Origin of the sequence: Spiroplasma endosymbiont of 'Nebria riversi', assembly GCF_018831625.1 — a bacterium.
In the GTDB taxonomy this organism is placed as follows: Bacteria; Bacillota_I; Bacilli_A; order Mycoplasmatales; family Nriv7; genus Nriv7.
Map to the genome: position 1 here is coordinate 1,161,470 of NZ_CP065193.1, position 23,488 is coordinate 1,184,957.

39 protein-coding genes, 1 pseudogene and 1 other annotated feature are annotated in these 23,488 nt (G+C 27.0%); of the genes and pseudogenes, 26 read left to right on the plus strand and 14 right to left on the minus strand.

The window, feature by feature from the left end:
• Positions 1 to 23: 23 nt before the first annotated feature.
• The 12 genes from I5Q57_RS07455 to I5Q57_RS07510 form a co-directional block, all read right to left on the minus strand.
• The gene (locus I5Q57_RS07455; RefSeq protein ID WP_215825937.1) at positions 24 to 1,082 is read right to left on the minus strand and encodes a hypothetical protein; all 1,059 of its coding nucleotides are present in this window, start codon (positions 1,080 to 1,082) and stop codon (positions 24 to 26) included.
• Positions 1,083 to 1,174: 92 nt separating this feature from the next.
• On the minus strand, positions 1,175 to 1,450 hold the full coding sequence (locus I5Q57_RS07460; RefSeq protein WP_215825938.1) for a hypothetical protein: 276 nt from the start codon (positions 1,448 to 1,450) through the stop codon (positions 1,175 to 1,177).
• Between the two features lie 55 nt (positions 1,451 to 1,505).
• A complete protein-coding gene (locus I5Q57_RS07465; protein ID WP_215825939.1) occupies positions 1,506 to 1,847 on the minus strand; it encodes a hypothetical protein in 342 nt (113 codons plus the stop codon).
• 220 nt (positions 1,848 to 2,067) lie between these two features.
• Entirely contained in the window at positions 2,068 to 2,352 is a 285-nt protein-coding gene (locus I5Q57_RS07470) for a hypothetical protein (RefSeq protein WP_215825940.1), read from the minus strand.
• Between the two features lie 3 nt (positions 2,353 to 2,355).
• Complete coding sequence (locus I5Q57_RS07475; protein ID WP_215825941.1) at positions 2,356 to 2,973, minus strand: hypothetical protein; 618 nt, start codon at positions 2,971 to 2,973, stop codon at positions 2,356 to 2,358.
• Between the two features lie 30 nt (positions 2,974 to 3,003).
• Entirely contained in the window at positions 3,004 to 3,345 is a 342-nt protein-coding gene (locus I5Q57_RS07480; RefSeq protein WP_215825942.1) for a hypothetical protein, read from the minus strand.
• A 24-nt stretch (positions 3,346 to 3,369) separates the two neighbouring features.
• Complete coding sequence (locus I5Q57_RS07485; protein ID WP_215825943.1) at positions 3,370 to 3,510, minus strand: hypothetical protein; 141 nt, start codon at positions 3,508 to 3,510, stop codon at positions 3,370 to 3,372.
• A gap of 30 nt (positions 3,511 to 3,540) precedes the next feature.
• Positions 3,541 to 3,702, minus strand: coding sequence for a hypothetical protein (locus I5Q57_RS07490; protein ID WP_215825944.1), 162 nt, complete (start codon positions 3,700 to 3,702; stop codon positions 3,541 to 3,543).
• 78 nt (positions 3,703 to 3,780) lie between these two features.
• Positions 3,781 to 4,014, minus strand: a complete 234-nt coding sequence (locus I5Q57_RS07495) for a hypothetical protein (protein ID WP_215825945.1) — start codon at positions 4,012 to 4,014, stop codon at positions 3,781 to 3,783.
• A 3-nt stretch (positions 4,015 to 4,017) separates the two neighbouring features.
• Positions 4,018 to 4,161, minus strand: coding sequence for a hypothetical protein (locus I5Q57_RS07500; protein WP_215825946.1), 144 nt, complete (start codon positions 4,159 to 4,161; stop codon positions 4,018 to 4,020).
• Between the two features lie 17 nt (positions 4,162 to 4,178).
• Complete coding sequence (locus I5Q57_RS07505; RefSeq protein ID WP_215825947.1) at positions 4,179 to 4,400, minus strand: hypothetical protein; 222 nt, start codon at positions 4,398 to 4,400, stop codon at positions 4,179 to 4,181.
• Positions 4,401 to 4,402: 2 nt separating this feature from the next.
• Positions 4,403 to 4,729 carry a hypothetical protein gene (locus tag I5Q57_RS07510; protein ID WP_215825948.1) on the minus strand — a complete coding sequence of 109 codons (327 nt, stop codon included), beginning with the start codon at positions 4,727 to 4,729 and terminating at the stop codon, positions 4,403 to 4,405.
• Between the two features lie 597 nt (positions 4,730 to 5,326).
• Between I5Q57_RS07510 and I5Q57_RS07515 the strand changes: the two genes are divergently transcribed.
• The 18 genes from I5Q57_RS07515 to I5Q57_RS07590 all read left to right on the plus strand — a co-directional run bounded on the left by I5Q57_RS07515 (position 5,327) and on the right by I5Q57_RS07590 (position 15,877).
• Entirely contained in the window at positions 5,327 to 5,509 is a 183-nt protein-coding gene (locus I5Q57_RS07515; protein WP_215825949.1) for a hypothetical protein, read from the plus strand.
• A 66-nt stretch (positions 5,510 to 5,575) separates the two neighbouring features.
• Positions 5,576 to 5,704 (plus strand): hypothetical protein, encoded by a 129-nt coding sequence (locus tag I5Q57_RS09755; RefSeq protein WP_256444886.1) that lies wholly within the window; start codon positions 5,576 to 5,578, stop codon positions 5,702 to 5,704.
• 23 nt (positions 5,705 to 5,727) lie between these two features.
• Positions 5,728 to 5,943, plus strand: coding sequence for a hypothetical protein (locus I5Q57_RS07520; protein ID WP_215825950.1), 216 nt, complete (start codon positions 5,728 to 5,730; stop codon positions 5,941 to 5,943).
• A gap of 288 nt (positions 5,944 to 6,231) precedes the next feature.
• Positions 6,232 to 6,771: a hypothetical protein gene (locus I5Q57_RS07525; RefSeq protein ID WP_215825951.1), complete on the plus strand. Its 540-nt coding sequence runs from the start codon at positions 6,232 to 6,234 to the stop codon at positions 6,769 to 6,771.
• 107 nt (positions 6,772 to 6,878) lie between these two features.
• Positions 6,879 to 7,322, plus strand: a complete 444-nt coding sequence (locus tag I5Q57_RS07530) for a hypothetical protein (RefSeq protein WP_215825952.1) — start codon at positions 6,879 to 6,881, stop codon at positions 7,320 to 7,322.
• Entirely contained in the window at positions 7,300 to 7,665 is a 366-nt protein-coding gene (locus tag I5Q57_RS07535; RefSeq protein ID WP_215825953.1) for a hypothetical protein, read from the plus strand. The genes I5Q57_RS07530 and I5Q57_RS07535 overlap by 23 nt, the downstream gene beginning before the upstream one ends.
• A gap of 79 nt (positions 7,666 to 7,744) precedes the next feature.
• Entirely contained in the window at positions 7,745 to 8,221 is a 477-nt protein-coding gene (locus I5Q57_RS07540; protein WP_215825954.1) for a hypothetical protein, read from the plus strand.
• Between the two features lie 32 nt (positions 8,222 to 8,253).
• The gene (locus tag I5Q57_RS07545; protein ID WP_215825955.1) at positions 8,254 to 8,487 is read left to right on the plus strand and encodes a hypothetical protein; all 234 of its coding nucleotides are present in this window, start codon (positions 8,254 to 8,256) and stop codon (positions 8,485 to 8,487) included.
• Between the two features lie 8 nt (positions 8,488 to 8,495).
• A complete protein-coding gene (locus tag I5Q57_RS07550) occupies positions 8,496 to 9,131 on the plus strand; it encodes a hypothetical protein (protein ID WP_215825956.1) in 636 nt (211 codons plus the stop codon).
• A gap of 40 nt (positions 9,132 to 9,171) precedes the next feature.
• Positions 9,172 to 9,792 (plus strand): hypothetical protein, encoded by a 621-nt coding sequence (locus I5Q57_RS07555; RefSeq protein ID WP_215825957.1) that lies wholly within the window; start codon positions 9,172 to 9,174, stop codon positions 9,790 to 9,792.
• A 114-nt stretch (positions 9,793 to 9,906) separates the two neighbouring features.
• On the plus strand, positions 9,907 to 10,824 hold the full coding sequence (locus I5Q57_RS07560; RefSeq protein ID WP_215825958.1) for a hypothetical protein: 918 nt from the start codon (positions 9,907 to 9,909) through the stop codon (positions 10,822 to 10,824).
• 3 nt (positions 10,825 to 10,827) lie between these two features.
• Complete coding sequence (locus tag I5Q57_RS07565) at positions 10,828 to 10,983, plus strand: hypothetical protein (protein WP_215825959.1); 156 nt, start codon at positions 10,828 to 10,830, stop codon at positions 10,981 to 10,983.
• 87 nt (positions 10,984 to 11,070) lie between these two features.
• Positions 11,071 to 12,309 (plus strand): hypothetical protein, encoded by a 1,239-nt coding sequence (locus I5Q57_RS07570; RefSeq protein WP_215825960.1) that lies wholly within the window; start codon positions 11,071 to 11,073, stop codon positions 12,307 to 12,309.
• 30 nt (positions 12,310 to 12,339) lie between these two features.
• Positions 12,340 to 12,612, plus strand: coding sequence for a hypothetical protein (locus I5Q57_RS07575; RefSeq protein WP_215825961.1), 273 nt, complete (start codon positions 12,340 to 12,342; stop codon positions 12,610 to 12,612).
• A complete protein-coding gene (locus I5Q57_RS09760; protein ID WP_256444887.1) occupies positions 12,605 to 12,730 on the plus strand; it encodes a hypothetical protein in 126 nt (41 codons plus the stop codon). Before I5Q57_RS07575 ends, I5Q57_RS09760 begins: the two co-directional genes overlap by 8 nt.
• 84 nt (positions 12,731 to 12,814) lie before the next feature.
• Positions 12,815 to 13,444, plus strand: coding sequence for a hypothetical protein (locus I5Q57_RS07580; RefSeq protein ID WP_215825962.1), 630 nt, complete (start codon positions 12,815 to 12,817; stop codon positions 13,442 to 13,444).
• 104 nt (positions 13,445 to 13,548) lie between these two features.
• The gene (locus tag I5Q57_RS07585) at positions 13,549 to 13,986 is read left to right on the plus strand and encodes a hypothetical protein (protein ID WP_215825963.1); all 438 of its coding nucleotides are present in this window, start codon (positions 13,549 to 13,551) and stop codon (positions 13,984 to 13,986) included.
• 274 nt (positions 13,987 to 14,260) lie between these two features.
• Complete coding sequence (locus tag I5Q57_RS07590; RefSeq protein WP_215825964.1) at positions 14,261 to 15,877, plus strand: hypothetical protein; 1,617 nt, start codon at positions 14,261 to 14,263, stop codon at positions 15,875 to 15,877.
• A 24-nt stretch (positions 15,878 to 15,901) separates the two neighbouring features.
• Here I5Q57_RS07590 and I5Q57_RS07595 read toward each other — a convergent pair whose 3' ends face one another.
• A complete protein-coding gene (locus tag I5Q57_RS07595; protein ID WP_215825965.1) occupies positions 15,902 to 16,360 on the minus strand; it encodes a hypothetical protein in 459 nt (152 codons plus the stop codon).
• Positions 16,361 to 16,940: 580 nt separating this feature from the next.
• Between I5Q57_RS07595 and I5Q57_RS07600 the strand changes: the two genes are divergently transcribed.
• Positions 16,941 to 17,453, plus strand: a complete 513-nt coding sequence (locus I5Q57_RS07600) for a Panacea domain-containing protein (RefSeq protein WP_215825966.1) — start codon at positions 16,941 to 16,943, stop codon at positions 17,451 to 17,453.
• A 476-nt stretch (positions 17,454 to 17,929) separates the two neighbouring features.
• Here I5Q57_RS07600 and I5Q57_RS07605 read toward each other — a convergent pair whose 3' ends face one another.
• The gene (locus I5Q57_RS07605) at positions 17,930 to 19,447 is read right to left on the minus strand and encodes a hypothetical protein (RefSeq protein ID WP_215825967.1); all 1,518 of its coding nucleotides are present in this window, start codon (positions 19,445 to 19,447) and stop codon (positions 17,930 to 17,932) included.
• Between the two features lie 239 nt (positions 19,448 to 19,686).
• Between I5Q57_RS07605 and I5Q57_RS07610 the strand changes: the two genes are divergently transcribed.
• The 7 genes and pseudogenes from I5Q57_RS07610 (at position 19,687) to I5Q57_RS07640 (ending at position 23,401) form a co-directional block, all read left to right on the plus strand.
• Complete coding sequence (locus tag I5Q57_RS07610) at positions 19,687 to 20,019, plus strand: hypothetical protein (RefSeq protein ID WP_215825968.1); 333 nt, start codon at positions 19,687 to 19,689, stop codon at positions 20,017 to 20,019.
• Entirely contained in the window at positions 19,988 to 20,731 is a 744-nt protein-coding gene (locus I5Q57_RS07615; RefSeq protein WP_215825969.1) for an integrase core domain-containing protein, read from the plus strand. Before I5Q57_RS07610 ends, I5Q57_RS07615 begins: the two co-directional genes overlap by 32 nt.
• Before the next feature lie 219 nt (positions 20,732 to 20,950).
• Positions 20,951 to 21,087, plus strand: a sequence feature (ribosomal protein L10 leader region).
• A 56-nt stretch (positions 21,088 to 21,143) separates the two neighbouring features.
• A complete protein-coding gene (gene rplJ, locus I5Q57_RS07620) occupies positions 21,144 to 21,638 on the plus strand; it encodes a 50S ribosomal protein L10 (protein WP_215825970.1) in 495 nt (164 codons plus the stop codon).
• Positions 21,639 to 21,673: 35 nt separating this feature from the next.
• A complete protein-coding gene (rplL, locus tag I5Q57_RS07625) occupies positions 21,674 to 22,132 on the plus strand; it encodes a 50S ribosomal protein L7/L12 (RefSeq protein WP_215825971.1) in 459 nt (152 codons plus the stop codon).
• 287 nt (positions 22,133 to 22,419) lie between these two features.
• Complete coding sequence (locus I5Q57_RS07630) at positions 22,420 to 22,575, plus strand: hypothetical protein (protein WP_215825972.1); 156 nt, start codon at positions 22,420 to 22,422, stop codon at positions 22,573 to 22,575.
• 10 nt (positions 22,576 to 22,585) lie between these two features.
• Positions 22,586 to 22,642: pseudogene (locus I5Q57_RS09950) on the plus strand (hypothetical protein); the annotation flags it as partial.
• Positions 22,643 to 22,744: 102 nt separating this feature from the next.
• A complete protein-coding gene (locus I5Q57_RS07640; protein ID WP_215825973.1) occupies positions 22,745 to 23,401 on the plus strand; it encodes a transposase in 657 nt (218 codons plus the stop codon).
• The last annotated feature ends 87 nt before the right edge of the window (positions 23,402 to 23,488 follow it).

Genomic DNA, 23,488 nt, shown 5'->3' on the forward strand with positions numbered 1-23,488 from the left:
TTTTGAATATATATATATATATATTATACAAAAATTCTTAAAATCATTAGAAAAATGGCAAATCCAATTAAAAACTGAAAGGTATAATAAAAGGCGGGTACCGTTTTAAAAACCGGAAAAACAGTAGTTGAAAAGTTAATTGTTGCTTTCACAATGATTGCTAACGGGCGCAAAATTGTAATGATTTGTGACGCTGTTAGCATTCAGTTAATCATTTTAATACCAGAATTTTGAATGGCACAACCGATAGCATTAAATGTGGGTATTAACCGTCCGGAATATTTACAATTTGCTGGTGGAATTAAGTCGTCTCATTCCGAATTTGTCGAACCGTCCGGAATAAACGCGGTGAAATTCAGAACATTAAAATCATAGATTTTAAAATTGTAGTTATAGTTGTTTCCTTTGTGATAAAGCGGGAGTGTTAAGGTAAAAATATTAATACCATAACGAATATCAATGTCAGTATTGAGATAATTAATACTGTTAGCGGTTTTGTTGGCGGTTGGTAAGACAATGAGTTTATTATCATAGGATTTAAGGACATTAAAATCAATTTGGTAGATACTATATTGTTTTTTAACCGCATCGTAATTCTCTTGATGTGTTTTTTTATCAAAAGTAAAGAAATAACTTCTTAGTAGTAATTCTGAATTACCAGTAACGTTGATTAAATATTTTTTGGGATAAAAAGTAATTAACGAACGATAAAAGAAACCAATTTGAATAAAGTAATCTTTGTTGTAGTCATCTATGCCCTTAAAATCAATTTCGGTATATGTTTTTTCGTCCATATCAAAAATAGCATAAAATAAACTGGCAAAGAAGTTACCAAGAATTTCGTAGATTTCGTTAAAAACATTTTTGTAATCGTTATTGTTAATATTAGAAATGTTGTTTTTAAAATAAAGGTAAATGTCATTCCTTGATTCGGGGTCGTAGCGTAAAAAACTAAATTTAACATTAAGGTAATTTAAAGTACCAAAAAGATACTTAATTAAGTAATAATCATTAGTCTTTTCGGTGTCGTATTTTCAGATTTCACTTTCACCGTGTAATTTGTAAATAATTATTTCCAGCAATTAAGGTTTTATTAAAAGCTTTGATTTTTAAAATATTTGTATTAATTTCATCTTCACTACTAGAAGTTTTGTGATAAAAATAACTTTCGTTTTTAAAACCATGATTTTCAATTTAAATTTTTTAATTCTGGTAATTTCTCATTTAGATTGATGTTATCTTTTTTTTCTATTTGAACTCGTAAAATTTTTGTATTTGAAATTCAAAACTCTACTTTTTTTAAGCCTTTGATTTCAAAATTATAAGTTTTATCATTTTGTCTTTTATTTCTAATTAGTTGTGATGTTGGTTTGTCATTATTAATGTTTTGCGGAATGGTAAAAATGTTATTAAAACTAATAATTAACACTGTAAATATTTTCATAAACATTTTTATCACTCCTTTTTAAAATATTTTATTTTTTATTTTTTTGCTTTTGATTTTTTTAATAAGTCACTCAATGTAATTTTTCAAATTTAATTACAAAATATATTGCTCCGCCTCATCAAAAAACAAATATTCCTGCTAGCATAATCCCTCTATTGAACTTGCCAAAGAATTTAACCATCTCTTCATTCATAAAATTATTAAATTCGTCACTTGTTCCGGTTATTCATTTAGTATCGATTACTGTTAATGCACAAATTAATAAGCTTATAAAGATGAAAATGATACTTAATACTATTTTTAACCACTGCTTTTTAAAAGAATTTTTAATTCTTAATTTTAATGGCGTTTTTTCTTTTAAATTATCTTTTTTAAATAATTTGCCTAAAAGTTTTTTCATTTTTATTCTCCTTTCATATTTTTATCGTCCTTTAATCACAATAAATAAAGCAATAAGTACACAAGTAACACCAAGAATGGTGAAGATTGGATGTTGCGAAAATGTTCGAGCCATTGGTTTAAATCTACGCTAATATATTTTGTTAAAGTTTCAAAATGACTACCAGCTAATAATCCAAGAAAAGTTATTAAAATAAAAAAAATAATTAGTTTAAAAAATGTTATTTACCATGATTTGGTTTTATGGGATTTATAAGTTTTTTAACTATTCCTCATGCACTTAAACGGCCCTTATTTTTAACAGCATATTGGCGTTGTTTTTCTAAATTAACTTGTTGACTACCAAATCCAAGAATAATTGCCATAAGAAATTCTACAGCCGGTGTTAAGAATAAAGGAAATATTAATTGAATTTTTGTTCCTGGTACTTCTAAACTTCAAATTAAATCAAAAACTTTATAAAGCATTTGGGCGAGAAAGTCGGCCATTTTTGCGAGATTTTCCATTTTTTATTGTTCCTTTTCTTTCATTTTTCTTAAAAATTTGCTAAATTTATCCATTTTTAAGTATTCTAAGTCTTCTAAATCAATTGCTGTGTCATTATAGTATTTGTCTTCATAGTCAGGATTTACTTTTGAATTTAAGTAATCTCTTAAAAACGCTAGGTAAAAAGAATTATAAGTATTAAGTATTGGTAAAGGAATTTTTAGTTTAAAAAAATAAATATCAAGTTCAGGAATATCACGATATTTAATGCGACGGCCCTTTTTACTATTTTTAGCATCAATTAAGGTGTTTCGTCAGCGTTCATATTCTTCAATACTCGTAAAGGTACCATAGATGACTTTTAAGTAAGGGTGAAAAATATTAATGGGTTTTTTACGAATGCCGACAATTACATTATTAGCAATATCACGAACTTTAACTCAAATATGTTTATCTCTTCTTTGACCGCTAGCGAGAACAATATGGCCAAAATGCTGTGCCAGAGCGAAATATTCTTGGATACCGGTTTCTTCGTTTTTGGTATTATTTTTTTCTCAATCGGTCCCCTCTAAAAATAAATTGGTTTCATCTCATAAAAGTAAGGTTTTGTCTGGTAATACCAGATAATCAAAGTCTAACAATCTCATATGACCTAAACTTAATTTTTGGGTTTATAATAATGGAAACGTTGATGCGATATGATATTTCTTCTTTTTTAGTAATTTTGATGCGTATGCTAGAAAAGCAGTTTTTCCAGTTCCTAATGAACCAATCACAATATTTAATGGTGAATTTTTTAAGAAATTAATAACTTTGTTAATTTGTGTTAAATTACCGATTTTAAAAAGAAAAATTAAAATACAACCTGCTAAAAATAAATAGCTCACAATGTTTTTAAAATAACCATTGTAAATATATCAAATTGCTCCTCAATGTCATAAAATTAAAAATGAGGCGCGATTTAATTCAATAAAATGGTTATTTTTTTCTATTATTCATTTGCAAAATTTCATCTTGCACCTCACTTTATTTTTTTGTTAGCGTACTCCTCCAAATAATTTTTCAAACATTTTAAAGCAAATAAAGAATATTACCAAAATAAATGGAAAAATGAAGATTCAGTAGTCAGCAAAGAAGTTACCGACTTGCGGAATATTAACAGCAATAATATCTCACATTTTAGTAAACGCCGTTATAATTGCATTTCATTATTTAATCTTCGCGTCTCTAGCTGTTATTTTTTCTACTGTTGCTGTTGTATCGGCTAAGAAAGTTCCAATCATATAATCACCCCCCTTCTTTTTAAAACATTCATCATTTATATTCAAAGTTTTTCTTAAATTTGTTAAAACCACGATTAGTCTTAACACGACTGTATTTTTTCCTAATTAATTTTGAATTTCTTTGGGAATGCATCACAATGTAACTTCTTGACATTAATTTTGTCTCTACCTAAATACTACTGATATGGTTTTTCAAAATAACATTAGAATAAATCACACTATAATAGCTGTTAGTAATCAAAAGGCAATGTTTGCTATTAAAAGCCAAAGTGTTTCTTGGGTTAAATCAATTTCTTTGCCACCACTAATATGAGCCGGAATAGTTGTAATTTGAATAAATAAATCTCAGAAAGTTTGTTTAATTTGTTCTCAATCAAATTCTTTTAAGTTTATTGTCATTTTTTATCTCCTAAAAATCATTTTTATTGGTAAATATATAATTGAAATTAATGCGAAAAGAAAAATAATGATGATAATTAATCCGGCAATAAACGCAACTTGTACAGGCATTTTTTCTATCGGAATAAATAGTTTTAATAATTCCATAATAATTTCTCAAAACATTATTTTTTATTCTCATTATTTTCTTTTGAATTAGGGGTTTTAACTCATTCTTCAAAGCGAGCAATAAACACTTTTTCGTCTTTTGTAAAATTACCAGTATTATTTTTAATGGCATTTTTATATTTAATTCTAATTTTTATTTTGGCATAAATTTTATAAGCAAAATATGCCAGTAACATTATGCAGATGATAATAAATATTAGTCCAATCGCAATATTCATTTTTAAACTCCTTTAAAATAATTATAATTTGTATCTTTTTTGTTGTTTTCTTTTTCGGCAATGAAGAAACTTAATAATTCTTGTCCTTTAATTAACTTGGTTTCTTGCTCTTGTTTATTAATTGAGATTACTTGGTGTTCATTATTTTTGATTATTCCGATGCAAATGGAATTTTCATATTTTCCTTTATAAACAAATCGTTTTGGAAACCAAATACCGATTTGTTTATAAAATCACGGAATTTTTGGTGCTTTAATTAAAATTGCATTTTGTGTTTCTTTTAAGAGATATTTTTTAGTATTTAAGAAAATGTTTTCAATGTTTTTCATAATAAATTACCTTTCTTATTTGTTATAAACTAAGTTATTTAACTAAGTTTTTTAAACATTTATATATCGCAGATTTGAATGTTTAACAATTTTTGTTAGTAAACTTCGTTTACTAATTAACTTAGTTTGATTGAGCTCATATTTATTTATTGATTTTGTGTAAAACTAACATAAGTGTGTGCTTTACACAAAAAATTTTAAAATATGTAAGGTAACACAGACATTTTAGACCAGTAAGAATGCTCCTCTTAACAATAATTTTTTAAAGGAGTTAGGTATTTTAATTAATAAAATTAAACTAACTTTATTAATTTATTAACTTGTTCGAACAAAAACTAAATTCTATTAAATTCTATTTAAAAAGTTGTGTTGTAAATATGAGAACACTTTTTAGGTGTGCCAAAAAATGCTTTTTGGTAATTTCGAGCATTTCTCGCACCTAGTTAGCTAACATAACTTAGTTAACATAAGAGAGATAACATAGATTTGTTTAGATAGTTAACTATGTTAGCTAACTAGGAAATTGTATATAAGGAAGGATATATATTATCTTTTTACAAAAACCAAAAAATTATTGATATGAGGAGTTAAAAAATAATGACTAACTTAAAAAATTTGTTTTTGAATAAAAAATATATTGTTGCTGAAACAACAAATGTGATTTTACTATCAATTACCAATAGTGGTGGTGTTTCTTGAGTTCCTCGAAAACTAGTATACCCATCAATTAAATATGCAAATCAGATGGTGATCGGTATTTTTACAGAAAATGATTATTAAGTTATTAAGTATGATGCTAACGGTGCACAGAAAATTACAACCATTAAGGGGTAAGAAATTATTAATTTGTATGAAGAAGTGAAAATTAAAAATCGACAAAAATTTTTAGAAAATATTAAAAAATCTGAACTTGATAAAGATATTAATTTTAATTATATTATTCCCGAATGACTAAAAGAAACTGATTTAAATTAGATTAAATCTTGAACAAGTGCGAGATGTCTAAAAAATATTGTTATGTTATATATTCTTGCGAAACTAATGAGTTAGTCGGTGTTTATGATAATGTTGCTGAAATTGTAGAACGCTATTATGGGTTTTCGCGTAATGACCCTAATTTTAAAAGAAAAGTACACTCATTAGAAACTGTAATTTATTACAAGAAAAAAGCTATTCGTCCGCGAAAATGAATTATTTATAAAGAAATAATTTAGGAAGATTAATTAAAGGAAAATAAACATTTTTATTTACTTAAAGCATTACGCCAAAAATATTCTTATAAAGAATTAATTACAGCGTTAAAAGCAATTAATTGTCAATTGAAAGAAAAATCATTGCAATGTGAGTTTAAAAGAATAGAAAATTATTGTAAGCGGAAAACTAAAAAAAACTTATGATTATCAAAATTGCTTTGTGCCACAAGCAAAATGAACTAAAAAACAAGAATTAAAAATAGAGAATGACAAATTAAAAATAATTAAGAAAGGAATTGATAGTTAATTATGTTAAATTATAATTTATTAAATAAAATTAATGTTCATGATAAAAGATACACACAGAAATATGTTATAAAATCAATTTTAGAATTTTTAAAACCTAATAGTACTATTTTATGCCCTTTTGATAAAATTGATAGTGAATTTGTATGTGTTTTAGAAAAAAATGGGCATAAAGTTTGAAATAGTCATATTGAAGATGGAATTGACTTCTTTAATTACATTAAAAGTGATGTGGATAGATATGATTATATTATTTCTAACCCTCCATTTAGTAAAAGAAAGCAAGTAATAGAACATTTATTTAATTTAGGTAAACCGTTTGCGATGTTAATACCATTAGTAAGTATTGCATTAAAACCAATTAGAGAAAAAATAGATCAGTGTGAGTTATTAGTTTTTAATAAAAGAATAAAGTTTATTGCTTATAATGGTATAGTTTGCAAAAATCCACCAAGTGAAACTGCTTATATTTGTCATAATGTTTTGCCTAAACAAATTGTTTATAGAAAATTAAAGGAATTAAAAAATGAAAACATGATTTAATGTGGATGAATCAGATAAAGATTATTGTCAAAAGTTTATATATTCTATTAATAAAAAAACTGAATTAGAACAAAAAATGTAGTTGTCATAGGGTAATTATTTAGTTTATGAATTATATAATTGGTATTGATCCCGCAGGAATCGGTTCTACTGGTATTGTTGTTTGGAATTTTGAAAATTCATGCATTGAATTTAACGAAACAATAATTTCTGAAAGCGTTGAACAAGCAATTTTTAAAATTAAAAAATTATTTGATAATTTTAAAAGAATAGAAAATTTTAAGCCATTGTTTATTATTGAAAATTTTTTCTTAACTAAAGGTAGAACGATTACCAATCCTTTAGCAACCTCAGAACTTATTGGAGCAATAAGCAGTCTTTTAAGGTTTAAATATCATTGGCACTTTCTTAGACAAGAGCCTTCTAAAAAGAAAGGATTTTTTTACAAAGGAAACTTAAAACTTACCAAACACGAGCACGATGCGTGAAAGCATATTCAATACTTTTTGGGTAATGAGGTAAAACAAAATGTTAAAAGCACTAAAAATTAAAAAAGAAAATGAAGTAATTAATTATGTTAATTTTGTGAATTTGACAGTTATTTTAAAAGATATTCCCAAAATCACAGAATTTAAGCAAAAAATAGCTATTAGTAGTGTTGTTGTTAAAGTTGTTAATGTTCAAGTTATTTGGGTGGGTCTTAACTACACAACGCTCTCTATTTATGAAGAAAAGTTGCAAAAAGAATTCTTAAAATTAAAAGAACACGATATTATTTTAATTGAGGGAAAATTACACAATCGTTATTATCCAAATAAGACCACCCACAAAACATTTTTTAGCATTGAGGTTGAAAAATTTAAAAAAATTGGAAAAAAAAGAAAAAATAAATAGCTAAAAACTCAATAATTAGAAAAACTCAATAATTAGAATATCAAATGAGTTTTTTATTTGAAAAAGGAGTACACACCAAATGAAAATTAGAGATAAAAAAATCGTCTTTATTGGTGAAGACGGACAACCCGAAAAAAATGCTGATGGAACTTTTAAGGTGAAAAATTTATATCGTGGCTTCACTGAGCAAAATGACTATATTGCTAATTTTCAGGAAAAAGCAAAAAATCTGTTACAAAGAGAAACGGATGCACCAAAAAAACTTGCCTACAAAGAAAAAGAATATTTAACTTTTAAAAAAGAACAAGAAATTAATAAATTAATTCAAGATGCTAATATTGATAATCAATTTATTAATTTTGTGAAAAACTCAATTAATTTTGAAAATGATATTGAAGTAATTAAAAATGATATTAATAATTTTGTGGCCACGATGCCAAAAATTAAACACACATTAGACACAGGAGGCGTTCCAAATAAGGCTGATGATAAAAATACTAACCCTTCTAACTCAGAAGAAATAATTTTTTCATCAGATGCTTTAACGCCTCAGTAGTTAATGTTTAAAAGAAAGGAAGATAAATAATAATGGCATTTTTTATTAATGTTGACCAATTAAGAACATTGGTTTCAAGCAAATGAAGACCCGAATTTCCACGAACAGGAAGTTTAATTCACCAACTTTTTGCAAATGAAATAGCTTTTACCGAATTTGAATATGGTGAGAAAGTAGTTATTCCACTTGCGACGGACGGAGTTATTAATAAAACATGAGACCCAAATACTGGTTCCAAATCTAACTATGCAACGAGAAAAAAATAGAAGCTACTTTGGACAAGGTAATTGATATTCAAGAACGCATAGGGCGTTTAGAGAATAAAGCAGTAGGTCCCAAATTCATTGAAAGTAAGATTATTCGTCTTCGCCAACAAATGGCTGAAATTTATGACAAATACGACGCTGAACAATTAGTGGCTGGCGGTGGCGGTACAGCAATTGCGACCGCAAAACCGATTACTAAAAACACAATTCTTGAAGAAATGGCAAAAATGAGAATTGCTGTTGTCAATTCTGAAAATGAGTGGACAAGTGGTTTCTTGCTCGCTACGGCTGATGTAGTGACCGAAGCTACTTATGCGAAATTGGTAACCGCTTCTCCTGATGGCGTGCTAGGCATGGTCAACGGAGTTGTTGGTGTTGTTAATGGTTGTATAACTATTGAAGTGCCTAAATCTCGCTTGCCCGAGAATATTGATATGATATGAGTTAATACTTTGGCATATGCGACATTTACGGGTATTGATTTGCCTATGGATGTAGGTATGTATACAGACGAAAAATATATGGGGCAAGTTTATATCGCTGAACGAGAATTTTTTACTGGTAAAGTTGCTGTAGCCAAAATGGTTCATTATCACAAATCAACACCAGACCCAGGCGGAGACCAAGGTCAAAAAGATGATTAAAAAGGAAATTAGGCTATAGATAGGTAGCCTTTTTTAGATTATGCCCATTGGAACTAATATAACTGCTTTGCAGTTGAGAGTTATTAAAACTACGCGAATGTGAATGCCCCAAAAACAAGAAAATGATTTTTTACTGGAATTATTAAAATTTGTAGGTGTGCAAGTCATTGGTATTTTATTAGCAAAATTTACTGCTGGTTCGTCGCTAAAATTCTCTCTAAGTGCTGGATTATCAAATTTAACATCCCAATTAATTGCTTCAAGTGTGCGTGTTGTAACTGATTTTACAATTAATCAAGTATATGATATTTATAAAGAACAAAGTAATACAATAAGCACTTTACTTAATTTAACGCCAGCTATTGGTGAAATTAGTAAGATATCAAGAGCTTATAAAACAACAAAGTTTTTTAATCTAGCGAAAGAAAATAAAATTATTAATCACTTAGGAATAACAACAGCTAATAATTTAGAGCAGGTTATTTCGCAGGTTTATAATAAAAAAATTATTCTTGACAAATATAAAACTTGATTTGACTATACTAAAAAACCAACTAAAGAAACTATGCTTAATCATTTAGGATTTTTGGCACGAAAACAATTTGTTAAGAATTATAAAAGTGAAAATTTAACAACTTTAGTTCATCTTTTAGAAAAGTAAACATTACTAAGAAAAATTAATCCTAATCTTGTAACTAAAACAAGGATATTTAAAGAAAAATGAGGTAATCAATTTTTAAATCGTTACGGAACAAACATTAATGAAATTTCAAAAATGCCAACGGAAAACTGATTTAATTTAATTACCCAAATGCAAAAATCAGGAATTCGTCAACGTACATTATTATCACTAAATACTTTACGAGCAGAAAATGTTTTTCGTTCCCAATTTCTTAAAAAATTTAATAAAATTATGGAAAAATCAAAAAAATTGAAAAAATTGTCGCCAACATATCAAATTCAAAAAGGTTTAAATAAAGTGTTTGAGCCTGTAAGAGAAACGATTAAAGAGATAGAATTAAAGACTACAACCAAAATTCAAGAATATACAAATTTTAAGAACATTGTTTCAAGAGTGCAAAAGAAAATAATTGCCGATGGCACTTTATTGCCATTAATATCTGATGTCTTTTTTGCAGTCAAAGTTAAAAAAACAGGAATACTAACAGATATTGCAATTACAATTTACTACCAAAATCCTGAATATCAACCAATAGGACCAATAATTACTACTCCCTTAAAATTACAACAATTAATAACTGCGTCTAGTCCTTTTAAATTTTATATGTATGAAAGTGGTTGATCAATTGGCTGGGGTAAAACTAAAGGTAACATATTGTCTTTAATGCCGTTTTTACCAGCAAATGTTCAAGAATTTTACATCAACAGCATAAAGTTATATCGAGTTTTAACTCCGCTTTTAAAAATAACTTATGATCGTTATAAAGAAGGAAATTTATTTAAAGTTAAAGAAAATTTTAATCAAGTTTTTAATAAAGACAATTATGTTAATTGAGCCGTTGATAGTGTTTTGGGTAAGGTAATTGTTGGACGAAATATTAAAAACCGCATTGTTAGAACACTTGTTAAAAATAAAAATATTAATTTGAAAATTAATGCTAAAAATATGATCCAAAAACAAATAACTAAAAAAATTACTACTATCAATAAAAAACTAAATCGGAAGTGATAAAAAATGCTCTTAAAAGAACTTTGACCAAATATAACCATTAATGGTTATCATACTATCAAACCACTTACTGGAATCTTAGATGGTATAGCATCTAAATATAAAGATTTAAATTTTGCTAATTTTGATGATTGATTTAAAACTTTCACTTTAAGAGCTTAAAATGATTGCAACATGTATCTTGACTTTATCTTTAACAAGTGAGAATTTACTACTTTTCCTGATGAAATTAAAGAAACCGTAATGGACATGATTTATATTTTGATTGAGCATTGAGTGTTTAACAGAGTACCAGTTGAATTATTTGTTGATGCAACAAATAATTTGAATACTTCTAATACAAGTTATATCGCCTCTACTCTAGCAAATAACACTCAAGATATGATCCCACAAAGAGTTAAAGCATTAGCTAATTTTACAGAATTAAAAAATTTCTTAATTCCTTATAATGATGAAAATACAGTTGATGCTAATATGATTGATTTAGGTTTGTATTACAGTAAATTTGTTGTTGATAAGTTATTAGAAAAAGAAAAAAATGAACGAATTGATGCTGATAATAAAGAAAAAAATGAACGAAATGATGCTGATAATAAACTGCTAAATCACCTCCTACTTGTTCAAGAAAGTAATAATCGTTTTACTTTACAAAAACAATTAAAATTTTTTCAAAGTCGCTGCCAGGATTACACATGCCCCCAAAATCCTAATCTTAGAGGTCCTGTAACTAATTTAGTTATTGAAGAATATGCAAATTCTGATTATGAACATGAAACAGAAACTTTAACGGTGTCTTTCCCAAAGCAGATTGGTACTTTACCACCAAATGTTTTACAACCTAATCCTCAAGAGGGCGATTATACGCATGCTACAACTGCTGATTTTTCGGCAAAATTACAAAAACAAATTAATATACTAACAAATAATTTTAAATTATTGCAAAATTCTTTTATTGGTACAATTGTTTGATTTAGCAGTAAAAAGAAAATTGAAAACGGTTGATTTGCTCTTCAAGATAAAGCATATACAATCATTCTTGCTGGTGGGGATGAACTTGTAACTCCATCTTTAGGTGAAGGAGATTTTATTAGACATAATCCCAATAAATTACTTCAACAACAAAAAGCTTCTGTTGAGAGGCATCGCCATAAAATTTGAGTAGATAGTTATATGGCGAACATTAAAAATTATAACTTTTATCACAATATCAAATTTAAAACTGCAAAAGAGATGACAGCTATTCTTGATTTACAATGGATTAATGTGACAACCCGCAATGAACCTGCCAATTTAAATGATAATAATCCCGGATATGCAGCTTTTAAATTTCAAAGATATTTTGCGGAAGATGGAGATTGAGCTCCTGGTTATTCTTTGAATTTTAATTTTGACGCCAAAACACAAGAATATGGTGAAAATGAAACTCGCCCACGAAATACTAGTTTAATGGCACATATTTATGTTGGGTTAGGTGCAAGAGTTAAATAAATTAGATATTAAAAAAGGAGAAAGTATTATATGAATTCAGAAACAGTAGCAAGTATTTTTACAGCAATTATTGGTGGTTTGGGTGGAACGGCCGGCATTACAGGAATAATCTCAGCTTTAAAAACAAAAAAGGAGGCGAAAAAAATGGAGCAAGAAAATAAAGAAGCGTTAAATAAAATTGATACCAAATTAATGATTATAAATAATAAGATTGATATGGTTATTGCTATCAAAAATAATAACGCTAATAAAAAAGAAATTAATATTAATAAACCAAAACGAGGAGTTAAAAATAATGCCTAAAAAATTATTTTGATTAAAAATGTTAATTTACTTTTTAAACTTTATTACTTTAGGGCTTGTACCTTTGGGAAAATTAATTTCTGAAAAAATTGAAATTTTAAAAAAACGAGTTAAATAATTGGAAAATAAATAATGCCATTATGGTTTACTAAAAAAATGATTTAGTGATAAAGCTGATAATTTATTAGTTAAAAAACGCGAAATGGAAAAATCAATTTTGCGAATGTATGGTTTTGCCCCTTTTGGTCATGAAGATTATTATAAATCGTATGTGTCCGACACTATAGCTAATGCATTAACTCCTAAGAAATTGGAAATTAATATTAGTCAACAAGATTTATCACCAAAAATAATGGCATGACTTTATAAAAATGACTTTCAAAGTAAAAACTGGATTAATGAGAAACGAGCTAGCGATATTGGTATTTTGGTATTTCTAATTTTTTTAAATCAAGGAATTATGAACTTTCAACCCATACGAGTAGCAGAGCGAGAATATGATGTGTTGGGAAATTTAATTCAATGTACAATTTTTTACGACGACTATAAGAAAAATAATCTTAATTTACGCATGTACGAAACTTACCAATTAGAAAACAGCAAAATAAAAATTACGCGTGAAATTTATGAACTAAGCACTAAAAAAACTGTTGACAATAATGGCACTTCCAAATTGGAACAAACAATAATAAAAGTTAATGATTTTGAAAAACAACTCAATAATGAAAAATTAAATATTAACCAAGTTTTAGAATTAACTACATACCAATTGCAATTTTTTCTAATTTACCAAGTTAGCGTGCTGACATCGCTGGTGTTGAAGATAAATTAAAAGCTTTAGATATTTTTTATGAACAAAGCATTCTAGATGCTATTTTAAACGCCACAAGATTTCTTATTAATACAAATTCACTTGTTGGCAATGTTCAAAAAAATGTGAATAAGATTATTGATGATTTTATTAAAAATCATGTTTTAGTCATGAATTATGATCAAGCACAAAATCCAATACCCTTTTCTACTATTAATGGTCAATTTAGAGGAAAAGAATTAACTTATTTATATGATTGAAATGTGACCGAGATTAATAAACGGATTGGGATGCACGTACCTGCAATTCATAAAGGGGCTCAACAAACTCACCAAGAAAGTTCGGCCGTTAATATTCAAACTAACAATATGCTTGAGCAAAAAATATTATTACGAGAAGAAACCCATGCAAACTTTATTTACTTACTACTTAAATTTGGCCGCGACTTGAATGGTAACGGTTTTATTTCGAAAGAACTTGAAAAAATGACAATCAAAGTCAATTTGAATGTAACAACCACAATTGGTAAAGAAATTAATAATATTGATATGAAAGGACAATAAAATTGCGGATTGAAAGACTAAACCAAGTCAAGAAAATGAAACAAAATATCGTGATTATGCAATTGATAATACTCCACTGGACTTTGCAAATTACACCGAACAATCAGACCCTGACTTACATACAATTTATAACGAAACAAGAAAACGCGAATTATATATTTATCCTTTAAACAACCTTATTAAAAACGCAAATAAACCTAATTTATACACTTTTCTCCCAATGTTGTTAAAATTGGCTTTATTGACCCTTTAGAAGTTAAAAAAACGATTGCTTATGAAGTTTAGTGACTTTAATTTAGAATTAGATGCTCGCAATGCTACTAATATTCAAGATAACAGTGTTGAATATACTATGGTCGATGCTAAGACTATAATTTTTCAAGATGAAAGTTTATACGGCAAATTTAATCTTCATGTTGTTTCTATTGGTGAACCGGCAAACGAAAATAATTTGGATGAATTGTATATTATAAATTCTTACACCGAACGCTATGCCCCAAAATCAATTAAGGTAACCAAGGAAACGGTTTTGTTGCGGGTGCAAGATTTTAAAGTTCGTGGTTCTAATCCCATTATCGTGCGTATTCAAAAACAATTGCCTGAAGATACAAAGGTTAAAGCAATTACTATTAAATTTCCACGGCAAGCTTTATTCGGAAATATTAAATTAATTGGAGAAGTAAACGGCGTTGAGGGTTATCCGCGATTATTTATAGAAAATGACAAGGTTATGTTACCAATGCTATCAATGCCGATTGAAACTGAACCAAAAGTTAGAATATTACAACAATGAATGTCTAGCCAAGTTTTAGCATGAGAAAAAGCAAAAATGTTTTTTAATGAGAAAAGTGCTTTAGATTTGATTACGGTTGGTGGCGGAACAGAATCAAGAAAAAAAGTTTTTATTGATGCAAGAGTAACATCAATGCATTTTACTAGAAATACACAAAAATATCAAAGTGTACCTCTTGGTTGTCTACCGGTAGATTTATTAAAAGAAAATATTATTTTAAATGAAACAATCACTTTACCCGGTGCTATTGGCGGGCTTGAGCCAAGTTGTCTAGATTCTACCTCATATAATTTAACTAAAGATTATGATAGAGTGGAATTAGAATTTAAAGAAATTTTTAAAATTGATAGCTTACAAAAAGTATTATTAGACATGTTAGATTATACTTATAACTATCGCACTAATTTTGAACATGCAACATATATTAAAGATACTAATCAACCTGATAATGATATTGCAAAATTGAAAGAAAATAAATTTGTTGGTCAAAAACCCGAAGTAGTTATTACTAATCTTTTTGAGTACTGAAAATTTGAAAATCCAAAATTATTAAAGCACCCATCGGCACAAATATTTAAACAAATTATTATGATGCTTTCTGAATATATACTTTCTGAATTGTCAATAAATATGGGCTTAAATGATGATTATAAACTATTATTGCCTTATTATTTTGAACTTATTTCGGTTCCATTACTTGAAGATGGGTATTATAAGTTTAAGGATGTGGAAGTTATTTTAAAATCAGAGTACTTTAATTTTTATAAAAATAACATTAAATTAGTTAATAATGATATCTCGCAAAATCAATTATTTAAATTGAATAGTAATCAGTTTAATTGACTGCCATTAATTAATAATTTGGAACCAAACGACATCCCTAGTTTACTGCCAAAAGATATAAAACTTGCAGATGGTAATTATGGTAAAAATTTTGTAAATTGCATTGTTGAAAAAACAAAGTTAAATAGTGTTATGAGCATTTATGGAAAAGGAAAATATAATTTCGAAATTGAAACAAATCACACATTAATTAAAATGGATAATATATGCTTATTTAATGATAAAATGACTTCTTATGTTAATTTAGAATTATAAAATAAAGAAAAGAGATTAATTAAATTAGTCTCTTTTTTGATTATTGAAATATCCCTTTTCATAATTTCCGTCTCATATCACCACATCTTTTCACAAAGGACCTCTGAGTATTTTATCATGCTTCTTTTTTTCATCTTCATTTGAACAAATTAAATTCATTATTATTCTATCTTTATCTTCACCTGGACCTTGACCTGGACCTTGACCTTTACGTATCTGTTTTCATATGGTACTTCCGCAATAGACTATCTCACCATTAGATTTTAGAAAGTATTTGTTGCTTCTGATATAAGCTACTATTCCTAAAATTATTCCTACAAAAGTAAATACTATTAAAGTGATTAATATACCTATATGTAGTAATTCATTTTTTTTGACATTTAAATAACTCCTCCAAAAATTAATTAATTGGGCTAAAAAGAGACCTTGTAAAAAGGTCTCTTTTTGTTTTTGCAATTTAAAGAATATATAAATTTTTGACAATTATCGACTGGTCGGGTTGCTTCCACAAACGAAGCGTCAATATACTAGGATTTTATTAAGCTTACAAAAAATCTCGGCACCGCTTTTCAACCTGTTAGGGGTCCGCGTTTTAGCAGGACCTTGGGGACCCTGACTTTATTGAAAGAACTTCCTTAATTTTTTTAAATTATACACGCAGATTTTGTAAAAGTCAACCCTCCCAGAGTTTTTATTTTTAAAAATAGTGTATAATTAAGTTATAATAATTGTGAATTAAGTTTAAGGAGGGAAATTAAAATGAAAAGAAAAATAATTAGTTACAGTGATGAAATGATTAAAAGTGGTGTAGAGTTAAATAAGAGAGATAAGTTTATGAAAGCAATTTCTAAATTATTGGTTAAAGATTAAAATAATTAAAAATATGTTTACGCAGGGTTGGATTTTTAATTTTGTTTTACCAATGGATAGTAAAAATAATAAATAAAAAGCATCCTTATAAAATATGTTATATTCATAATTATAGATAACTGATTGCCCCCAGAGTTTTTTAAAAAATAGTGTATAATTAAGTTAATAATGATAGGAGAGGGGCGTCGTAATTGTGGAAAATAATAATGTTATGGATATGGCAAAATATTTAATTCGTAAAAATCCAGATTTATTTAACTCAAAACAACTTTTTAAAAAAAATTGCTTAAAAATGTATAAGGGGGAATTTATGCTTCATAAATTGCTTCATTTAGCACAAGTTTTTCATTTATTAATTAAGAATAAACCTTTATTTAGTGTAAATGAAGAAGTGGCTTATAACAATGGACCTGTTATTAGAAGTATTCGCAAACAACATAATAAACCTTTAATTTTTAATACAAAAAGCGAAATTAATTTAAGTAAAGAAATTAAAAGTTTTATTGATAATATTTATTTATTTTTTGAAGACGCAAACCCTGATGAATTATTTGAAATAACACATTATGATCAATGCTGAAAGGAAGCATTTCAAAAAAGTGAAAAAAATATTGACGACGGTAAAATGGATGTTAGAAATTATATTGATTTTTATAAAAAAAAATATAAGATTGCAATAGATCATTTCTCTGAGTTGTATTTGTAGATTTATATTTAGAAAGATTAAAATAATTAATATGTTTAAGTTGGGTTCAATTTTTAATTTGGTTTTACCAATGGATAGTAAAGATAATAAAAAGCATCCTCATATTTTAATTTGTTATATAAATAATAATAGTTTTTGTTTACTTTCAAAAATAGTATCTTATAAAAAAATAAAAACAGTAGCACCTTTTAATTGTATTCCTATTTTTAAAAAGGATTTCCCGTGCTTGAAAAATGATAGCACGATAAGCGGAAACACATTAATAAAGTTAGAATTTGATAAAAATAGTTTAAACAGTTATATTTTAAAGTGTTCTTTAAATTTTAATTGTAAATATTGCCCATTTAAATCGCACCTCATTTTGGATATGGAACATAAGGCATTTAAAAAACATGTTAAGAATTGTTTTAAAAATGTTAAAGAAAATAAAAATTTCCGTTACAAGACTTTTTACTTGAAGACTTAAAATATTATAATTAAATTATATAAAATAAATTTTTATTTTGTTTTCCACGAATAAACTGTCTTACAGCATATAACGCATAAAAGTCTGCATCATAAGGATCAAGATACATTTTTGGATCAGGAACATTCGTGCGTTTTTCATCATATCGTAATTCTTCGTAGCATTTGGCAGTAAAAGGATTATTCTGTAAATTTATATTACAATTACCAAATCCAAACAAATTACGCATTCAAATAACGCGGTCTGTTAAACCAGATTCTTTGGTTAATGGTGTTGTGTGTTTAATGGCTGTGCTGGTACGAATGTTAAAACTATAATCTTCGATTAATTTTGTTTTAATTCATTCCATAGCGGTTTTTGCTTTGTCGTCGTAATTAAAAATAACATCAGCAAAATTATAAAAATTTGCTCTTAAAGTCATGATTTCTTCTACAAGATAACTAATTTTTTCGTTTTCAGAAAAATTATCTCAGGGGGTTACAACAATCTCACATATTAAATATGGATCGTAAAGTTCAGTTTTTTTATATTCTTGAAATCCCCAAAATTTTAGCACAGTATGATCGATTGGTCCAGTTGTTCAATAAATCCCGATACTATAAAAATCAAATTTATACATATCAATAGTGGCAACATAAAAATCTTTTAAATCGTATTTTTGTGTATATTTTAAATGTTTTCGAAACGGAAAGATAGTACTATCAATGTCTGAGTACTCAAAACCATATTTTACAATAGCATATTCATCGGGGTTATCTTTTTTAAGTTGGTTTACTTTTTTTCTTGAAATTTCTGGCAATTTATTTCAAGTGGAGTCTAATGTTAGTCTTAAAACAAAAATTCCTAAACCCTCAAATTCTTTTTCATTTTCATATCAAACTTTACCAGTTTTTTTTAATAAATTCATTATCTTGTCGTTTAATGGTAAAAAAGGCGTACAGTATTTTTCATAAAATGGGTGATATTTATCATAGGGGTTGCAAGTGAACGCGACAAAAAAACTTTTTCATAAGTAACGAGTTTCTTGTTGTCCTGTCATTTTATCAACAAAGGTTCAAGAAAGTTCTTTTATGGGTTTGTCAGAAACTTTAATCCGATTGCTACGAAACATTGACATTTGTAAAAGCTCATATCTATAAATTAATTGTTTATCACTCAAAGTTTCTTTTTCTTCTGCCGTAATTATTTCGTCAGTTCGTGAACACAAAAAACTAGAACCTTTTACAGCTGTTCCAAAAATTCTATTACCGTTGGCATAACCAATAAAAGTTATTCGTTGATTGGAAGGAAAAATTATTTCTCCGCCCTCTTTATTCAATTTTCAAACTATTTCGGTCACCTTAGAGTGCTCAGGTCCAATTTGAACGCCATACTTTTCTTCTAAATATTGACATAAATTATGTAAATCAGCAATTGTTGTTTCAGGATGTGTATTTTCATAGCGTCATACTTCTTGAGCGGATGTATCTGTAAAGTTACAACAAATTCATAAATCCCAAGCTAAACAGTTTCAAGTTTTAAAGGTCATTCTAGCAGTAGGCACAAATCTATAAAAACACCTCGTTGTAAAATATTCTGCCCAATCATCGCCAACTAGTTCCTTAAAGATTTCTCAAGTAAAACCAAAATTATTGTCACTAAAATTTAAGTCATATTTTTTATTTAATTGTGAGTAATTAGTTATTTTTTTTCATTATACTAATATTATCTATGAATATTAACTGTTTTATGTGTTTGATATAGAAAAAATAAAAAAGGAAATAGAAAATGAAGTATATTGTACCTAAAAATGATTTAGCAGATTTAAAAGCTAAATTACAATCTTGAATGACTACTATTTATAATGAAAAATATTATCATAAAGTAAAAAAATGAGTAAGTAAATATCTCAATTTATGTACCAACTTATATATGAATAATACAGATAACATATCTGTAAATAAATTGATTAAAAAATATTTTCGTGGTAGTAAAATGACATTTTATATTTGAGCTAAAAAAATTATTAATGGTTATTATCAAGACAACTTTTATGAATTGCAATTCAAATCAACAACACCAAAAAATATTGGCGGGCGGTGTATTATCGCTTTATCATAATATTCATCAAAAAAATGTGCATGATATCGATACAAATAATGTCCCCAAATCAATTAATACTTTTTATCGTTGAATTAAACAAGACAAACGCTATGGAGAAATAAAAACGCAAATTAAAAAAGCAAAACGCCATTTTAAGCGTTATGAAGTTTCAGGTATTGGACTACTGCAAATGGATGCCAAAGTGTTTACTGATAAAAATTTTCCTATTGCTAAGCATAGATTATATGTTTATGATTTCATTGACGAAATAACAAGAATTGCTTTTGGATATGTGTATGATAGTTTAGGAACTAACAATGCTATTAACGCTGTGCAAAGAGCAATGAAAGATTTTAGCGAACTTGGCATAACAATTAAACGCATTCGCACTGATAATGCTCCGGAATTCACTACTACTAATTGAAGTAATAAAAAAACATACAAAGTAAAAGAAAGGCATTTTACAACCTTTCTTTCAAAAAATGGAATTATCCATGAAACCACACCAATCCGTTCTCCTCAGAGCAACGGAAAGATTGAACGGTTTCACCGTAATTATATTAGTTTATTTTGGTTTAAAAAATGTGGTTTTGAAACAAAATTTGATGTTAAACAATTACAAATTCATTTGAATGAGTGGTCCGCATTTTATAATTTCAAGCGAAAACATAAAAGTTTGAATTACAAAACTCCATTTGAAACTTTAAATAAATTTATTATTGCAAAATAATTATTTAAAAAATAATATAAACTCGTGAAAAATGTTTTAATTTGGTTAATTTTGAATTAAATATTTTTTATTGTGGATAAAATTAACTTTTTTAATTTTAATAATACAAAATATGGTATGATGAAATCAATTAAGAGAAGCATAGTCTAATAACTATTTGTGATTTACAAAAAATTTTAAAATAAGTATTGCATTTGTGTTAAAAACATATTATTATTATCTTATGATATCAATAGTCTATAGACAGCAACAGGGAAACCTTAATTATGTTGCCGAGGATTAAAAGGTATAGGATTTTGGATTACAAAAACTCTTTTAAACTCGGTATGTAATACCGAGTTTTTTTATGTAAGATAGATATTGATTTCAGAATTAAACGGTTATGTTTAAGAAATTAGGAGGGGGCGAATGAATGCGAACAGCAATAGAAACTAAAAATAATATTGTTCAAGAGATTAAAACAAAGATTGCATCGTCAAAGTCAACAACTATTATTCATTATCATGGATTTCCTGTTCAAGATTTAACTAATTTAAAGTTACAGTTAAGAAGTGAGAATATTAGTTTAAAAATTTATAAAAATACATTAGTAAGAAGAGCATTACAAGAGTTAAGTATTAATAATTTAGATGATGTCTTATTAGGTCCTAATGCATTAGTGTTTTCGGCAACTGATGAAATTGTGGCGCCAAGATTATTAGCTAATTTTGCTAAGGAACATAAAAATTTAGTATTAAAAAGCGCTATTTTGGATGGTAAAGTAGTGTTATATGATGAATTACAAGTATTAGCCACATTGCCTTCAAAAAACAGCCTTATTTCAATGTTTGCTTCAGCAATTATTAGTCCATTAATTAATGTTGCTTTAGCAATTAAAGCCATTGCTTATAAACAACTAACAGAATAAACTAATATATAAAAATAAAAGGAGAGAATTATATTATGGCAGAAAATAATCCAATAAAAAAAGATACCCAAGAAGAAATAGAAAATAAAATTAACGAAGAAAAAACTGGTAGTGCTAAAAAAGATAATAAAATAACAAAACAAGATATTATCGCTTCGCTAGCAGAGATGAAATTAATTGAACTAAATGAATTAGTAAAAGCAATTGAAGAACATTTTAATGTTACTGCTAGTGCACCAGTGATGATGCAAGCAGCTTCACAGGGTGATAATAATGTTGCACCGACAGAAGTAAATGTTATTTTAACTAAACTTGGTGATTCTAAAATTGCAGTTATTAAAGCAGTAGCAGAGATTACCGAAAAACCTTTAATGGAAGCTAAAAAATTAGTTGAGGGTGAAAATCCAGTAATTAAAGAAAAAGTTAAACCAGAAGAAGCCGAAAAAATTAAGGAAAAACTTGTTGCTGCTGGTGCTGGGGTTGAAATTAAATAAATTTTAAAAATAACTAAAAATGTAATATACCACAGATGTTTTGCACAATCAAGAAAAATCTTAAAAAAGGTCGCATTTAGTTTTCTTAGGTATTGTTTTGAAGAAGTAAAACAATCAGCTAATTATATTATTTAATTACTAAACTAACCATACCTTTCTTGTTATTGTCATGTTTATTCACTACCATTTTATCATATTATTGAATTTTTACACAATTAAAAATTTTTAATTGTGTAGAAAACTCTTGATATTTATTGAATATACCTAATTTTAGGTATATTTTTAATATGATAGAGGTGGATAATAATTATGGAAAAAATAATTCAAGAACTAGTAAATACTTTAACAGATGATCAATTTTTAGAATTTTATGAAAAAGTCAAATAACAAGCAAAATTAATAAAAAAACAAAAACGTTTAAATGAAATTGATCAAAAATTTAGAGCACAAGATATTAAATGCCCTAAATGCGAATCTTACCATCGCGTTAAAAATGGACATAATTCAGAAGGAAAACAAAAATATTTATGTAAAAATTGCCGTGCAAGTTTTGACGCTTTTCGTAATCATTTTATTTATTGAAGTCATTTAAATTATGAACAATGAAATTTATTGATTCAAATTTCATTGCTGGGGCAATCTAGCAAAACAATTTCTCGTTTTATTAAAACTACATTAAAAACTTATTGATATAATCGTCAAAAATTAATGAAATCAAAACAATTAGAAAATACCCAATTAAAATTTAAAAAATTATCTGGTAAAATCCAAATCGATGAAACATTTATTAAAGAAATTCATAAAGGAAATTTCAAACATAAAACTGATCCACGAAGAATTCACCTTGACCCATTCGCAAATAATACTAAATGCTGTATTCAAATGGCAGTTGATAATAATAACAATATTTATGTTAAATCCACAAACACCAAACGTTTACAAAAACAATGAGTTATTGAAAATACGAACAAAGAATTAATTAACCAAAATTCAATTATTACTTCTGATATGCAAAAATTATATTTTTTAGTAGCAAAACAAACAAATTATACTTTATGTGTAACTAAAACAACAATTAATCCTGAAGCTAGTTATCGTAACTTAAATAAAATCAGTAAATTACAATCTAGTCTTAAAGAATCCTTAACTCATTATCATGGTTTAGGTTTTACTAATATTCAAAATTATTTAAATCTCTGAAAATGAAAATACCAACATAAGGGTTTAACTCCAAACCAACAAACAGCGGTATTATATTTTAATATATAAAAAATTAAAGTAAAAATAGTAATTTTACATAAAAGCCTTTTAAAATTATCAAGTTGATGATTTTTTTTATTTTATCAAGAGTTTTCG